13 protein-coding genes and 1 pseudogene are annotated in these 15,533 nt (G+C 65.4%); 11 read left to right on the forward strand and 3 right to left on the reverse strand.

Features of this window, described 5'->3' with window-relative positions:
• Positions 1-750: 750 nt before the first annotated feature.
• From J0I42_RS15465 to J0I42_RS15480, 4 genes are all read left to right on the forward strand, one after another.
• Positions 751-1,878, forward strand: coding sequence for an NAD/NADP octopine/nopaline dehydrogenase family protein (locus J0I42_RS15465; RefSeq protein ID WP_291656001.1), 1,128 nt, complete (start codon positions 751-753; stop codon positions 1,876-1,878).
• Between the two features lie 35 nt (positions 1,879-1,913).
• Positions 1,914-3,050, forward strand: a complete 1,137-nt coding sequence (locus J0I42_RS15470) for an NAD(P)/FAD-dependent oxidoreductase (protein ID WP_291656002.1) — start codon at positions 1,914-1,916, stop codon at positions 3,048-3,050.
• Between the two features lie 151 nt (positions 3,051-3,201).
• On the forward strand, positions 3,202-4,752 hold the full coding sequence (locus J0I42_RS15475; protein ID WP_291656004.1) for an ABC transporter substrate-binding protein: 1,551 nt from the start codon (positions 3,202-3,204) through the stop codon (positions 4,750-4,752).
• 20 nt (positions 4,753-4,772) lie between these two features.
• Positions 4,773-6,131 (forward strand): MmgE/PrpD family protein, encoded by a 1,359-nt coding sequence (locus J0I42_RS15480; RefSeq protein WP_291656006.1) that lies wholly within the window; start codon positions 4,773-4,775, stop codon positions 6,129-6,131.
• Between the two features lie 22 nt (positions 6,132-6,153).
• Here the strand turns inward: J0I42_RS15480 and J0I42_RS15485 are convergent, their stop codons facing one another.
• Complete coding sequence (locus tag J0I42_RS15485; protein WP_291656007.1) at positions 6,154-7,071, reverse strand: LysR substrate-binding domain-containing protein; 918 nt, start codon at positions 7,069-7,071, stop codon at positions 6,154-6,156.
• A 90-nt stretch (positions 7,072-7,161) separates the two neighbouring features.
• Here J0I42_RS15485 and J0I42_RS15490 point away from each other — a divergent pair, with 90 nt between their 5' ends.
• The 6 genes from J0I42_RS15490 to J0I42_RS15515 are packed head-to-tail and all read left to right on the forward strand — an operon-like array spanning position 7,162 to position 12,885.
• Complete coding sequence (locus J0I42_RS15490; RefSeq protein ID WP_291656008.1) at positions 7,162-8,280, forward strand: NAD(P)/FAD-dependent oxidoreductase; 1,119 nt, start codon at positions 7,162-7,164, stop codon at positions 8,278-8,280.
• A complete protein-coding gene (locus J0I42_RS15495; protein ID WP_291656010.1) occupies positions 8,261-8,557 on the forward strand; it encodes a (2Fe-2S)-binding protein in 297 nt (98 codons plus the stop codon). The genes J0I42_RS15490 and J0I42_RS15495 overlap by 20 nt, the downstream gene beginning before the upstream one ends.
• A complete protein-coding gene (locus J0I42_RS15500; protein ID WP_291656011.1) occupies positions 8,554-9,951 on the forward strand; it encodes an NAD(P)/FAD-dependent oxidoreductase in 1,398 nt (465 codons plus the stop codon). Before J0I42_RS15495 ends, J0I42_RS15500 begins: the two co-directional genes overlap by 4 nt.
• On the forward strand, positions 9,948-11,087 hold the full coding sequence (locus J0I42_RS15505; RefSeq protein ID WP_291656013.1) for an NAD(P)/FAD-dependent oxidoreductase: 1,140 nt from the start codon (positions 9,948-9,950) through the stop codon (positions 11,085-11,087). The genes J0I42_RS15500 and J0I42_RS15505 overlap by 4 nt, the downstream gene beginning before the upstream one ends.
• Positions 11,084-12,028, forward strand: coding sequence for an ABC transporter permease (locus J0I42_RS15510; RefSeq protein WP_291656014.1), 945 nt, complete (start codon positions 11,084-11,086; stop codon positions 12,026-12,028). Before J0I42_RS15505 ends, J0I42_RS15510 begins: the two co-directional genes overlap by 4 nt.
• Positions 12,025-12,885 (forward strand): ABC transporter permease, encoded by an 861-nt coding sequence (locus J0I42_RS15515; RefSeq protein ID WP_291656015.1) that lies wholly within the window; start codon positions 12,025-12,027, stop codon positions 12,883-12,885. The genes J0I42_RS15510 and J0I42_RS15515 overlap by 4 nt, the downstream gene beginning before the upstream one ends.
• A 257-nt stretch (positions 12,886-13,142) precedes the next feature.
• On the opposite strand, the pseudogene J0I42_RS15520 reads toward J0I42_RS15515, so the two are convergent.
• A pseudogene (locus J0I42_RS15520) lies at positions 13,143-13,336 on the reverse strand (IS481 family transposase); the annotation flags it as partial.
• Positions 13,337-13,615: 279 nt separating this feature from the next.
• Between J0I42_RS15520 and J0I42_RS15525 the strand changes: the two are divergent.
• On the forward strand, positions 13,616-15,223 hold the full coding sequence (locus J0I42_RS15525) for an MBL fold metallo-hydrolase (RefSeq protein ID WP_291656017.1): 1,608 nt from the start codon (positions 13,616-13,618) through the stop codon (positions 15,221-15,223).
• 42 nt (positions 15,224-15,265) lie between these two features.
• Here J0I42_RS15525 and J0I42_RS15530 read toward each other — a convergent pair whose 3' ends face one another.
• On the reverse strand, positions 15,266-15,439 hold the full coding sequence (locus J0I42_RS15530) for a hypothetical protein (RefSeq protein ID WP_291656019.1): 174 nt from the start codon (positions 15,437-15,439) through the stop codon (positions 15,266-15,268).
• Positions 15,440-15,533: the final 94 nt, after the last annotated feature.

Below are 15,533 nucleotides of genomic sequence, written 5' to 3' on the forward strand. Positions count from 1 at the left end.
ATCCGCGGCGCGCGCTCGACCATGGAGCAGGCGCCGCTCCTGCTGCTCTGGCCCTGCGCCGTGCTGACACTCACCATCCTCGCCATGAACCTGCTCTGCGACGCGCTGCGCGACCTGCTCGATCCGCGCACCAGCGAACGCTGAAAAACATGCCTATTGAGGAGGATAGCCTGTTGCGGCATGGCGAGCCTCGGGCAACGGGCCGTGGCGCGTCGATGACGATACGGATCACGGCTTTGGCGGGCTAGTATCTGGTCGCCCGCGAGGTCGGGCTGACGACGGCCCGTCTCTGGCTTTGGGCTGGCGTAGGCCGCTCCCGTCTTGTGAGGCGGATCGCTGCAATGGAAGCGATACCGGCGCATCCGCCGCTTTGGAGCGGCAGTATGACAATGTGCCGGCAGCATTCAGAAATAGCTGATCGCTCGAATTTCTGAGAATTTCTGGATATTATTGGATATAACTTTTTAGAATATCGTGGATCCAAATTGGAATTTGACGCCAATAGGAGGTTTGCGTGATCGTGTTCGAGGTAGCATTCGGATTCAATTGAGATTCATGTCGAAAGATTGTTCTGATAATTATATTCAGATTTACAGTATGATTGTCTCTTTCTTATCTTGGATGGCGCCTGCTGCGGAGCGAGTTCGCAATGTTTCGTCAGGTCGATAAATCCTGTCAGTCAGAATTCCTGTCTTGGTTCCAGCGACTCCAGACCTGCACACTGTACTCTTCAGTTTCTAGGATTTCTCTATGATTCAAGCAGCCAGAACCTACGCCGTCATCGGCGCGACAGAGCACGCACTTGCGCTCGCGGCGGAGCTTCGTCTGGCAGGCAATCGGGTCATCGTGGCGGAGCAGGCGGTTCGCAAGGCTGCCCTGGATGCGCTGGCTGCCGCGCCCGGCCTCGACGTCGACTGTCAGGTCGAGAGCGTCGTCGGCGGCAGGCAGCGTACCTTGGTCACCGGCATCGAGGTCGCCTCAGACATCACGGCGGCTGTTGAGACTGCGGAGGTGCTGATCTTCATGACGCCGCAGACGGCATATGAGGAAATCCTCGCGGCATCCGCAGGAAAACTGCGTAACGATCAGATCATTCTGCTTTGTCCGGGGGGACTCGGCGGAGCGCTGTTGATCGCGGGGATCGCGGCGAAGGCGGGCGCTCCCGATCTGCTCGTGGCCCAGACCTCGGCGATGCCGTTGGGCGGCCGCAATGCCGGCCCGAACGCGCTGCGCATCGCGAGCAAGAAGAAGACGCTACCCGTCGGCGTCTTTCCGGCTTCGCGGACGCAGGAACTGCTGGAGCGGCTCGCCGCGGACTTCCCGCAACTGCTCGCCAACGCCAATGTCCTCGAGACCGGCTTCGCCGGTGCCGCGATGGGGCTCCACCCCATCCCGATGATCATGAATGCGGCCCGCATCGAGGCGGACGGCCCCTATATCTACGACAGCTACGAGATCACCCCGAGCATCGCCCGGGTCATCGATGCGGTCGATGCCGAACGGCAGCAGATCCTGAAGGCGCTCGGCGCCCCGTTGACGACCTTCGCCGATATTCTGAAGCAATCCTACGACGTTCCCGGCGACAGCTTCTACGAGGTCGTTCACGCCGTGCCCGGCTACAAGCAGGTCAAGAGTCCCCCGGATCTGCGTTACCGCTATCTCAGCGAGGACATTCCCACTCAGCTCGTCCCGGCCGTCGCGCTGGCGCGGGCGCTGGGCGTCGCGACACTGATGCTCGACGCGACCGTGAACTACACCAACGCGATGCATGGCTGCGATTACTGGCAGAGCGGCTGGAACCTCGAGAAGCTCGGTCTGGACGGGCTCGATGCGGCCGGCATCGCCAAGCTCCTTGCAAGCGGCTTCGGTGCGCGCTGAGCGCAATCCTCCCTGACCAGATGGGCCACCCAGCCGTGAACATTGTCGTGATAGGTGCCGGTATTATCGGCGCGAATGTCGCCTTCCGGCTTGCCGAAGGCGGGGCGAGCGTCACCGTCGTCGAGGCCGCGCGGGTCGGCGACGGCACCTCGGCGAGGAGCTTCGCCTGGACGAATGCTCATCGCAAGACGCCGCGCGCCTATTACGACCTGAACATTGGCGGCATGCGGGCCCATCGCGACTTGCGCGAAAGATTTCCGCAGGGCGGTTGGTGGCATGGCGCTGGTACCGTCGAATGGGCTGCGCCCGGCGAGGATCGCGACGTCTTTAACGATCGCATCGAACGCCTGCGCGACTGGGGCTACGCGGCGGAGATCATCGACCGCGCGCGGCTGCGGGAGATCGAGCCTGATATCGATCCGGCCGCCGTGGGCGAGGCGCCGATCGGCTTCTTCCCCGACGAGGGCTGGGTCGATCCGGTCCTGATCACCCATACGCTCCTGCGCGAGGCCGTGCGGCTGGGCGCCACGCTGCTGACGGAGCAGGGTCCGGCGAGGCTCGTCGTCCGCGGTGACAAGGCTGTCGGCGTCGCCTGCGCGGCAGGTGAGATTCCAGCCGACCTCGTCGTGAACTGCACCGGGTGCTGGTCGAATTCGGTCACGGACGAGCAACGCCTTCAGGTCCCGCTGGCGCCGACCTCCGGCATGCTCGCCTATACGGCTCCGGTCGCCGCCAATCTTCGCACGGTCGTGATGGCCGCACAGTGCCACATGCGGGCGGACGGGGCAGGGCGCATCGTAATCCGCCAGGATCACTATGATCGCACCATCCTCCCGGGAACCCCTGCCGACGTTGCTTGCCGGGAGGCGGACGGCCTGGTCGGGATTGCGGCGCAGGTCGTGCCGTCGATCGGCCGGGCGAAGGTCGAGGCGGTCCGCATCGGTGTCCGGGCGCTGCCGGCCGACGGCAAGCCGGCGATCGGCCCGATCGGAGATCTGGCGGGCTACTATGTCGCCGTGACGCATAGCGGCGTCACGCTCGCTCCCTTCCTGGGCGAATTGATCGCGGACGAAATCCTGTCCGGCAAGGAACGTAATGAACTCGCCACGTTCAGGCCTGACCGGTTTCGCCAGGAGAATGCGCCGGCGGCCGTTGCCTGGCGAGAGGATTGATCTGGGTGAGACGTACCCTGTCGCCGGGATATTGCTTGGGCGGCAGGCTATAACCAATAGGAATAGGGTTGCGGTGATTTCGACTTGGACATCTCCAAGCTGCGCCCGTCATCATTCAGAGCAGAATAATACCATCTTGGAGGATGAGAATATGATCAAGGCTGCGTTGCGGCTCTCCTGCCTGGCATTCACCGTTTGCCTGCCAGCACTGGCTACGGCACAGGAGGTGGTGCTGAGGGCGAGTTCGGGAGCCGGTGACGTGTCGACGCTGGATGCCCATCGCGCCAGCGCCACAAGCGACAAGGCCATGGTTGGCTGGATCTATAACGGCCTCGTCCGCTTCAAGCCCGGCAGCGCCGATCCCAAGGATCTCGAGGCCGACCTGGCGGAGCGCTGGGAGCGCAGCGCGGATGGCAAGGTCTGGACCTTCTACCTGCGCAAGGGCGTGAAATTCCACGGCACCTGGGGCGAGATGAACGCGGATGACGTGGTCTACTCGCTGACCCGGTCGGGCGATCCCAAGCGCTCCACTTTCGCGAACGACTTTCGCGCCATCGAGAAGATCGAGAAGGTCGACGACTACACCGTTCGCGTCTCGCTGAAGTATCCCGACGTCAACTTCCTCGGTCGCGTTTCGAACTACCATGGCGGCAACATCGTGAGCCGCAAGGCCGCCGAGGAGCTCGGCGACAAGTTCGGCGCCAATCCGGTCGGCACCGGCCCGTTCCAGTTCGTCGACATGGTGACGCAGCAATATGTGAAGCTTGCCGCCCACAAGGACTATTTCCGCGGCAAGCCCAAGATCGACACCATCCTGGCCCGCGCCATCGCGTCCGACAGCGCCCGCGAGCTTGCTTTCAGCTCCGGTGAGATCGATCTGATGTACGGCAAGCGCGAGCAGCGCTGGGTCGACAACGCCCGCAAGCGCGGCGGCTTCAACGTCGATGTTTTCGCGCCTGGCGAGTTCCGCACGCTGAGCCTGAACCGGACCATGCCGCCGCTGGACAATGTGAAGGTCCGCCAGGCGGTGGCGGCAGCCATCAATGTCGACGATCTCGTCCGCTTCGTCGGCAAGGATGTCGGTCCCAAGGGCTGCTCGGTGGTGCCTCCCGGCTATCTCGGCGAGGATTGCTCGGCCGCCTACAAGTTCGACCTGGCCAGGTCGAAGGCCCTGTTGGCAGAGGCGGGGTTCAAGGACGGTTTCACGATCAAGTCTATCGTCTCGAACATCTCGGCCCAGCAGCCCTTCATGGAGATTATCCAGTCGCAACTGGCCAAGGTCGGGATCAAGCTGGACATGCAGGTCGTCGACCACGCCACCTATCAGGCCCAGTCGCGCAAGGACCTGAGCGGCATGATCTTCTACGGTGCGGCCCGCTTCCCGATCGCCGATACCTATTTGTCGGAATTCTTCCACTCGCGCGCGATCGTCGGCACGCCCACCGGCGTCACGAATTTCTCGCACTGTTCCGTGGCGGATGCCGAGATCGACGCTGCCCGCATCGAGGCCGATCCGGCCAAGCAGCTCGCTCTCTGGAAGGAGGCCCAGCGCAAGATCATGGAGGATGTCTGCGCCATCCCGCTGTTCGAGTTGCGCCAGGTCTGGGCGCATAGCGACCGCCTCGATTTCGGTTACGAGCTCAAGGGCGCGATGAACCTCGCCCCGCCGATCACCGAGCTCACGACCGTCAAGGCGAAGTGAGCCTGGTCGGGCACCGATCGATGACCACCACGATCGAGGCGCTCGCAGCCCATGTTCATGCGGCGCGCGCGGCGCCGCTCGCGGCGGAAGCGCGCGAGGCTGCCTTGCGGTGTGTTCTCGATCTCGTCGCAGCGGCCGCCTCCGGCGTCGATGCGCCGGGACCGTGCGCCGCACGTAGTGCCGCGCGCGAGCTGCACGGAACAGGCGACTATTCGATGTGGTTCACCGGGGAGCGGTCCAGTCTCCTCGGGGCCGTCTGGGCGAACTGCGCCGCCGCGGCGGCGCTCGATATCGACGACGGGCACAGGATCGCCCGAGGCCACCCCGGTGCCGCGATCATTCCCGCGGCCTTCGCCGTCGCCCAGCAGGTCGGCGCTTCGGCCGATGATCTGCTGAAGGCGATCGTCGTCGGCTATGAGGTGGGAGTCGCGGTCGGTGCCGCGCGGCGCTTCTATGCCAATACCGGCATGTGGTCAGGCTACGGCGTCGTCGCAGCGGCCGGGCTGTTGAAGGGTACGCCCCCGGAGCAACTTGCCCACGCCTTCGCCATTGCGGGCGCCAGCGCGCCGAACCAGCTCCATGCCGGGGCAGGGCCTGCCTTTCCGGCGCTGGAGGGGACTGATGTCAAGGAAGGCATCCCGTGGTCTGGTGTAACGGCTGTCTCCGCCCTCGCACTCGCCGAGAACGGTCATAGCGGTCCGCTTGCCTTGCTCGATACGGACACCCATTTCCGCAGCGCGGAAATCGTCGCCGGGCTGGGCGACAAACTCTACATTGCCCGCGGCTATTTCAAATTTCTCTGCTGCTGCAGGCATGTACATGCGCCGGTGGAGGCACTGCTCGAACTGATGTCCCGGCACGGCATCGCAGCCGGCGCGATCGAGGCGATCGAGGTCGACAGCTATAGCGGCGCGCTGAGGCTGACCAACCGCCCGGACCCCGAAGGGTTCACGGAGATCCAGTTCAGCATTCCCTATTGCCTGGGGCTGGTCGCTCTGCATGGCCGCGAGGCATTGCTGCCGCTCACCGGGGTTTTCGTCGAGCGGCCGGAGATCGTCGCCATCGCGCGCAAGGTTTCGCTGCGGCTCGATCCTGAGATCGAGGCTCGTTTCCCCGCGGAAACGCTGACCCGGGTGACCGTCGAGGCCGGCGGACAGCGCCATGTCTCCGAGATCACCGGGCCGCGCGGCGAGGCGAGCGCTCCGCCTTCCTGGCAGGAGCTTGAGGAGAAGCTGCGTATCGTCACGCGCCGCACTGCCGGGGATACGCAGCAAAACCGGCTTCTCGGTGCGGTCGACGGGCTGCGCCGGGGTGACCTTGGCGCACTGGTCGCTGCCTTCCGCGAATTGCGGCTGGGCGGAGCGGCGCCGCCAGCCTGACGGGCCGGCAGGCCACCTCGCTTCAATCCATCGCGGGCATGCTGTGGGAAATTTCCGCTGCGACCTCGCGGGCGGCTTCCAGGAATGCATCGACGAGCCGGGCATTCCGGCTGTCGCGGACGCGGCAGAGATAGAAGTCGAGCTGGATCGCCGGCTCGAAACGGCGGATCGCCAGCTTGTCGCGCAGGCCGCCGACGATCAGCGGATGCACGAGCGAGACGCCGGCACCGGCGGCAACGAATTCGCACAAGGTCGGCGAGACGTTCACCACCATGACCGTATTGGGGACCACGCCATGTGCTTTGAGCGTGGCGTAGGTACGCAGGCTGGTGTGGCTCTCCGGGTCGAAGGAAATGAATGGCTGGCCGATCAGATCCTCCGGCCGAATCACGGACTTTGCCGCGAGAGGATGATCGAGCGGCGCGATGAAGACGACGGGATGGCCCATCATCGGCTCAGTGTCGGTATAGGGGTTGTCGATCGGCGCGATCACCAGGCCGACATCGAGCTTTCGGTCCACGATCCCTTCCGTGATCCATTGTGAACTGCGCGACTGGATGGAGCAGAACACGCCCGGCTGCCGCGCGAGAAATGCCGTCGTCGAGCGCTCGATGAAGGAGCCGGAAAGGGCCGGCATCACGCCGATGAGCAGGCGGCCCTGCTCGTCGCGGCGGATGGTCTCGACCGCGTTCTCCACCTGGCGGAGGCCGGCGAAGATGCGATCGACCTCGCTGTAGAGTCGCATGCCATTGGGTGTCGGCGCGAGGCGGCCCTTTACGCGTTCGAACAGGCGCAGGCCCGTGTCTTCCTCAAGATGCGCGACCAGCTTGCTGATCGCAGGCTGGGAGACGTTCATCACTTCGGCGGCGCGGCTCACCGTGCCGTGCTCGATCACGGCCTTGAAGGCTTCCACTTGGCGGAGATTGAGCTGGCGCACCATCTCATAACCTTTTGGAATAGAGTATAGAGAAATTCGACTTTGACGAAATGGCGATTAAGGCTCTAGCTGCGTTTGAGCAAGGGAAATCGCATGCGTCCGGACATCATCGTCATCGGGGGAGGGACTGTCGGCGCCGCGATCGCCTATGGCCTCACCGGCCTGAAGCAGAGCGTCTTGCTGCTCGACGGCAGCGACGGGGACTATCGCGCCGCGCAGGCAAATTTCGGGCTGGTCTGGCTGCAGGGCAAGGGCATGGGCCTGCCCGCCTACCAGACGCTGACTCGCGCCAGTGTCGACCTCTGGCGCGACTTCGCCACCGAGGTAGAGGGCCTCTGCGGGGCGGACCTCGCTTACGAGAACAAGGGCGGCATCGTCTTCTGCATGGGCGAGGACGGCTTCGAGAACCGCCGCGCCCAGCTGCAGCGGCTCCATAACCAGTGGGATGGCGGCGAGCCCGACTGGGAGATGATCGACCGGGCCGCACTCGAAAGGCTTCTGCCCAAGGCGCGGCTGGGCAAGGCGGTGTCCGGGGCAAGCTTCGGCCGCCTGGATGGTCATGCCAATCCTCTCCGCCTTCTGATGGCGCTGCATGAGGCGATCGTCCGCCAGGGGGGCGTCGTGCGCAGCAATGCGACGGTCCGCAAGATCGAGCGCGCCGGGGCGGATTTCCGCCTGCTGCTCGATGGGGACGAGTTGGTCGCACCGCGCATCGTCATCGCGGCCGGACTGGGCTCCGCCGCGCTCGCCGCGCAAGTCGGGCTCGACGTGCCGTTGCGTCCGCAGCGGGGCCAGGTGCTGGTGACGGAGCGGTTCGAGCCGTTCCTGCCGCTGCCGGCGAGCGGGCTGCGCCAGACGGGCGAGGGCACCGTCATGATCGGCGCCACACAGGAAGAGACCGGTTTCGACCTCTCCACGACCAGCGATGCCGCCGCGCGGCTCAGCCGCAAGACCGTGGACATCATGCCCGCTCTCGCCGGCGCCAAGCTCGTGCGCCAATGGGCGGGCTTACGCGTCATGACGCCCGACAGCTACCCGATCTACGCGCAGTCGCAGACGCATCCGGGCGCCTTCGTCGCGCTCTGCCATTCCGGCGTGACGCTGGCGGCCATTCATGCACGCGAACTCGCCCGCGCGATCCGCGACGGCGAGCTGCCCGACTTCCTGACTCCCTTCCACCAGAGACGTTTCGATGTTCCGAAAGCTGCATGATCCCGGCCCGTCGGCCGTGACGGTCCTGATCGACGGCAAGGCTGTCTCGGCCGAGGCCGGCGAGAACCTCGCGGCGCTCCTGCTGCGGCAGCCCGAGGGCTGGAACCGGACCTCGACGGTGTCGCAGTCGCCGCGGGCGCCCTATTGCATGATGGGCGTATGCTTCGAATGCCTGGCCGAGGTCGACGGCGTGGGTTCGGTGCAGACCTGCCTCACCACGGTGCGCGACGGCATGCGCGTGTCGCGTCAGCTCGGACGTCGGATGCTGTCGGCATGAGTGCGGTCGATCTTCTCATTGTGGGCGCCGGCCCGGCCGGTATGGCGGCAGCCGTCGTCGCCCGCCGCCATGGCCTCGACGTGCTCGTGGTCGACGACCAGCCCGCGCCGGGGGGGCAGATCTGGCGTTCGGTCGAGACCGTCGCGGCAAGCCCGCGCGGCGCGCGCCTGGGCGATTCCTATCTCGCGGGTGCCTCGCGCGCGGCAGCGTTTCGCAGCGGCGGGGCGGCCTATGAGCCCGGTGCGCAGCTCTGGCAGATCGAGCCCGGTTTCCGGGCCTTCGTCACCAGCGGCGACAAAGCCCGCACGGTTTCGGCCAGGGCGGTGATCCTGGCGACCGGGGCGCAGGAGCGCCCGGTGCCGTTTCCGGGTTGGACCCTGCCGGGCGTGTTGACGGTCGGCGCCGGGCAGATCCTGCTGAAGACGGCCGACCAGGTGCCGGAGAAGCCGGTCTGGATCGCCGGGAGCGGACCGCTGCCGCTGCTCTACATGACACAGCTTCTGGCGGCCGGCGGCAAGGTCGCAGGCTTCCTCGACACCACCCCGCCAGGACGCCTCGGCGCGGCGCTGCGGCATCTGCCGGCGGCGCTCGGCAAGGCCGGCGATCTCTGGAAGGGCGTTGCCTGGACGCTTGCCCTGAAGCGTGCGGGGGTGAAGACGGTCAAGCATGTCGCCGAGATCGAGGCCAGGGGCGAGGGCAGGCTGCAGAGCCTGCGCTACCGCAGGCAGGGCGGCGCCTGGCAGGAGACGCCGGCCGAGGTGCTGCTCGTGCATGAGGGACTGGTTCCCTCGATCCATGCGCCGCTCGCCCTCGACTGCAAGGTCGAATGGCGGCACGATCAGCGCTGCTATGCGCCGGTTCTCGACGGCTGGGGCGAGAGCTCTCAGCCCGGCCTGTTCGTTGCCGGCGATGGCGCCGGCATTGCCGGCGCCATCGCCGCCGAGCATCGCGGAACACTCGCGGGGCTGGCAGTCGCCGCCAGGCTCGGCAAGGTCTCGGCCGCCATGGCGGAAGCGGAGGCTGCGCCCGCGCGCAAGGTGCTCGAGCGCGAACTCGCGTTCCGGCCCTTCCTCGATGCGCTCTACGAACCGCGCCCGCAAGTCTTCGCCCCGCCCGACGAAACCGTCGTCTGCCGCTGCGAGGAGGTTACGGCGGGGACCTTGCGCGCGCGGGCGGCGGTCGGTCGGCCGGGCACCAATCAGGTGAAGGCTTTCACGCGCGCCGGCATGGGACCCTGCCAGGGCCGCCAATGCGGCTACACCGTCATGCACATCCTTGGCAGCGCGCAGAACCGCCCGCCGGAGGCTCTGGGCTTCTATCGCATCAGGCCGCCGCTTAAGCCGGTCACGCTCGGAGAACTCGCCGCGCTAGAGCAGCCGGACAACGCCGCATGACGCCGGTGTCTGCACAAGGCTTCGACGTCGCCGTGATCGGCGGCGGCCTGCACGGGCTCACGGCGGCGCTGAGCCTGGCTCGCGCCGGCAGGAGCGTCGTCATCCTTGAACGTAACTGGATCGGCCGCCACGCATCGAGCGCGACGGCTGCCGGCGTGCGCACGCTTGGGCGAGACCTTGCGGAGGTGCCGATCTCGCTCGAGGCCATGGAGATGTGGCATCACATAGCGAGCATCGTCGGAGACGATTGCGGCTTCCATGCGCATGGCCAGTTCAAGGTCGCCGAATTCGACTCGCATATGCCGGCGCTACAGGAGCGCGAGGTGACGATGCGCAAGCTCGGCTACGGTCACGAGGAGATGATCGACGCCGCCGAACTGCGGCGGCTGATTCCCTCGCTGAGCCCCCATTGCGTCGGGGCGCTGATCGCCCGCAACGATGGCGCTGCGGATCCGCATCGCACGATCGCGGCTTTCCGCGGCGCTTGCGAGCGGGCCGGCGTCACCATCGTCGAAGGTTGCGGTGTCGGGGCCGTTGAGCGCCAGGGTGACGACTGGCTGCTGGGCTGCGGCGTCCGCAGCTTCCGCGCCCCGGCCGTGGTCAATGCGGCCGGCGCCTGGGCGGGGCGGGTCGCGGCTCTGTTCGGCGAGTCCATCGAACTGGGCGTGCGCGCTTCGATGATGATGGCCACCGAGCGGCTTGCTCCTTTCCTGGCCCCCGTCGTCAGCGTCGTCGGAAGGGCGCTGTCCTTCAAGCAATCGGATCAGGGGACGCTGGTGATCGGAGGCGGGCTGCAGGGCGCCGCCGATATCGACCGCCAGCGGAGCACCGTGAACTTCGTGGAGCTGGCGAAGGGCGCCCGCGCCTCCAGCGACCTGTTCCCTATCGTCCAGGGCGTGCGCATCGCGCGCTGCTGGACGGGCATCGAGGCGCAGACGCGGGACCATATTCCCGTGATCGGCGCCTCGCCCCAAACACCCGGCCTGTTTCACAGCTTCGGCTATTCCGGCCACGGCTTCCAACTGGTGCCCGTGCTGGGCGAGATCATGCGCGACCTCGTGGTGGACCAGAAGACCACGCGCTCGATCGCAGCCTTCGCGCCGGCACGTCTGATGCAAGGCAGACACGCGGCATGATGGCTTACACGATAAGACGGCTCATCCTGGCGATGCCGACATTGCTGGTGATGCTGACCGCGATCTTCGTGCTGGTCAGGCTCGTCCCCGGCGACGCGGCTTCGGTGATACTGGGCGACCAGGCGAGCACCGAGGCCCTGGCGGCGCTGCGGACGAAGCTGGGTCTCGACCGACCCCTCTATGTCCAGTATCTCACCTTCCTCGGCGACGTCTTCACCGGCAATCTCGGCATGTCGATGAGCACGGGGCGCAGCGTCATCCACGAGATGCTGACGGTGCTGCCCTCGACGATCGAGCTCACTCTGGCGGCAATCGCCGTCGGGCTGATCTTCGGCCTGCCGCTGGGCATCGCGGCGGCACTGACCCGCAACGGCTGGATCGACTATGTCTCGCGCATCGTCTCGCTGGTCGGACTGTCCTTTCCGGCCTTCGTTTCGGGCATCCTGATGCTGATCGTCTTCGCGATCCAGCTCGGCTGGTTCCCGGTCCTGGGAGGGGCGGCGAGCGGCACCGACTTCGCCGACCGCATGCGCCAGCTCGCGCTGCCGGCGTTGAATCTCGGCATCATCATGATGGCCTATGTGATGCGCGTCACCCGCTCGGCGATGCTTGGCATCCTCACCGAAGATTACATCCGCACCGCGCGCGCCAAGGGCGTCGGCTCGTCGCAGCTCGTGCTGCAGCATGCGCTGCGTAACAGCCTGATCCCGATCATCACCATCGTCGGCCTGTATTTCGGCACGCTGATCGGCAATTCGGTGCTCACCGAGATCATCTTCAACCGGCCGGGGCTGGGCAAGCTGATCGTCGGCGCGCTCAATGCGCGCGACTACACCCTGCTGCAGGGGCTGATGATCATCTTCGCCTTCTGCGTGATCATCGTGAACACGCTCACCGACCTCGCCTATGGCCTCGTCGATCCCAGGGTGAAATACGAATGACCGACATCACCGCGACCGAACCGGTGCGGCCGGGCGGGCTCTGGCTCTCCTTCACGCGCAACCGCCTGTCCTGGGTCGGCCTGCTGCTGCTGGCGGCGATCGTGATCGTCGCGGTCTCGGCGCCCTGGCTGGCGCCCCACGACCCGCTCGAGCAGAACATCGTGGCGCGGCTCGAGCCGCCTTCCGCGGAATTCCTGCTGGGCACCGATTCCTATGGCCGCGACGTGCTCTCGCGCCTGATCTACGGCGCGCGCATCTCGCTCTTCGTCGGCTTCGTCGCGATCCTGATCGCGATGGCCGTCGGCACGACGATCGGGGTGATCTCCGGCTATATCGGCGGCGTCTTCGATCAGATCGTGATGGGCGTGCTCGACGTCATGCTCTCCTTCCCGACGCTGCTGCTCGGCCTGATGATTGCGGCCATGCTGGGCGCGAGCCTGGAGAACCTGATCATCGCCATCGCGATCACCGAGGTGGCGCCCTTCGCCCGCGTCGCCCGCGCGCCGACGATCACCCTCAAGCAGCGTGATTTCGTCGAAGCCAGCCGCGCCTATGGCTGCGGGCCGCTGCGCATCATGTTCCGCCACATCCTGCCGAACATGCTCTCCGACGTCGTGGTGATGAGCTCGCTCTGGATGGCCTCGGCGATCCGCACAGAAGCCTCGCTCTCCTTCATCGGCCTCGGTGTCCCGCCGCCGACCGCCACCTGGGGCGGCATGATCCGCGAAGGCTTCGAGAACATCCTCGACGCCTGGTGGCTCGCCGTCTTCCCCAGCTTCGCCATCCTGCTCACCGTGCTCGCCCTCAACCTCCTTGGCGATGCGCTGCGCGATGCCTCCGACCCCAGGTCGCGCTGATCGCCTCTGGCGTTCCTTCGAAGGGCTTCGACCGTGTTCGCGGAGACCAGATCAGGTGCTGGCGTATATCGTCTCTGATAGTGCCGGCCGCCGAAAGGTCGAGCCTGACGCTGGCCGGCGAAGCCCATAGGAGGCAATGCTTTCGCGCAGAAGCTCGCCCGTTACATCTTTCACGAATTACCGCCCCGTTCGGAATTATGAGCCGCTTTCGTTCGCTGCCCGAGCTCGTCGGCGCCAGGTGCATTATCCCGCCATTGGGGTGTGAGACCCTCGAGGGTCTTCAAACGCAGGCCGAAATTGCAGGCGCTGACGAAGTCTGAGAGATGGCGTTCGGGCTGGTGGTGGCCGTTTTAGTGGCGGCGTTCTACGGTGGCGGCCTTGATCGTGCGGCTCGTTCGCGGGACCTGGGACGATCGATCCTGATGAGCCGGTGCTCGATGCCGTTCTGGGCCATCAAAGCCCGTGCTCAAACGCCTGGGTCGAATGCACAATCATCGCCTTACTCCCTGTAGACTGAATCCCGGCAGCGAAGCGCAAGGTTGCCGTGGGCGATAGCGTCGAAGGATTGCGCGAGACGTTTCTTTTCGTGACTGATCTCGCCTCCGCGTTGATCCCGCTGAAAGGGACGGATCAGGAGCGGGTTTGATCGGTCTCAAGGCGTGGTTCGGCGGACCATGTTCCAAAAGCCTTCGTTGGGCTTCGGGCCTGCGGCTCTTTTCGGAGATCGACAATGCCAGAGGCGAATATTCAACAGCAAACGGGGATCAGCCTCTGCTTTCACGGGGCGGCCCATGCTGTCACCGGCTCCTGCTTCGCGCTTCAGACGGACGAGGCTCGCATCCTGGTCGATTGCGGAATGTTCCAAGGGTCGAAGTCTGAAAAGGAACTGAACTACCGGGAGTTTCCTTTCGACCCCGCATCAATCGACGCAGTCCTCCTGACGCATGCTCATATCGATCACAGCGGATTGTTGCCCAAGCTGGCGAAGGACGGCTTCCAGGGGCCGATATTCGCGACTGCGGCGACGATCGATCTCTGCTCGGTGATGTTGCCCGATTCCGGTCATATCCAGGAAATGGAGGTTGAGCAGCTCAACCGAAGAAACGCGCGTCGAGGCCGGGCGGCGGTAGAAGCGATCTACGGGGCCGAGCAGGCCATCACGACGCTGACGCAGTTTCGTGCCGTTCCGCTCGGCAGGCTGATGGAAATCGCCAAAGGGATTCGGGCGCGATACTGGGACGCTGGCCATCTGCTCGGTTCGGCCTCCATCGAGGTCGAGATCGACAGACCCGGCCGTGTTCCCCTTCGGATACTTTTCTCGGGTGATATCGGCTCGAGCCTCAAACCGTTCCACGCCGATCCGGCCAGCCCAGAAGGGGTCGACTACGTCATCTGCGAGACGACTTATGGCGACGTCGATCGGGAAGACGTTACGCTCGACCAACGCCTGATGTTGCTGCAAGCAGAGGTAACGGCCGCGGCCGGGCTTTCGGGGCCGCTCCTCATTCCCTCCTTTGCCGTCGAACGGACCCAGGAACTCCTCGTGGATCTTGTCCACCTGATGACGATGGGCCGCATCCCGGCGGCGCCGATCTTCGTCGATTCACCCCTTGCGACCAAGGCCAGCGCGATCTTCGAGAAACACGCTGGCGAGATGGCCAATGGCCAAGCCTTGCTGGAGGCGTTGCGGGATCCACGGGTCCGGTTCACGGAATCCGTCGAGCAGAGCAAGGCCATCGACCGCATCCGCGGCTTTCACATCGTGATAGCGGCGAGCGGCATGTGCGATGCCGGGCGCATTCGGCATCATTTGAAGGAATGGCTGTGGCGTGGCGCCGCGACGATCCTGTTCGTCGGCTTCCAGGCGCAGGGGACGCTCGGTCGAATCCTCCTCGACGGCGCCCGCCATGTGCGGTTGATGGGCGAGGACGTCCAGGTGAAGGCCCGCATTCGCTCGCTCGACCTCTACTCCGGCCATGCTGACGGGCCTCAGCTCGCTGCCTGGATCGCGAAGCGGCGGCCGATCTCCGGTTCGGTTTTTCTGACGCATGGCGAGGAGCTGGCTCTGCGAGGTTTTGCGGGCAGGTTGAAGAACCTGGACTCCGGGCTGCATGTCATCGAGCCTGCGCTAGACAGCGTCTTCGCGCTCCCGGGTGGAGCGCCTCGCCAGATCGGCGGGCCGGTCCGCAGCGCGGCAGAAAGCGCAGGGCGGCTCGATTGGCATAATGAATTGTCCAGCCTGATCCTCGATATCGACGAGCAGATGTCGCTGGCAGCGGACGAACGCGCACGGAAACAGATCGTCAGACGGTTGCGGAAAGCTCTCGCATCCGAGTGAGGCCTTTCGCGGGGCAACGGGTTGGCGAAGGTCGGGAGTATCTCAGCGGGACATGATTTCGCGGACGAGACTGATGAAGGCCCGCAGATGCAGCAGGAACGCAAAGGCGGGCTTCTGATCCAGCTCGTTTGCGATCTCCAGGGGCGGGCGGCTGCGCCAAGCCCGCCAGGAACGCCTGATCTTGGCAACCCAGTCGAACACGCCCGCTTCGGACATGGCAGAACTCTTTGGCTGAGATCGGCTTTCTGACAGTTGCTCCCGTCGGCTGTCCTTGATCCGCGTCAAGAATGAAGAGCCGTTGGCAAGAGGC

Source organism: Allobosea sp. (genome assembly GCF_017308015.1).
Taxonomy (GTDB): domain Bacteria; phylum Pseudomonadota; class Alphaproteobacteria; order Rhizobiales; family Beijerinckiaceae; genus Allobosea.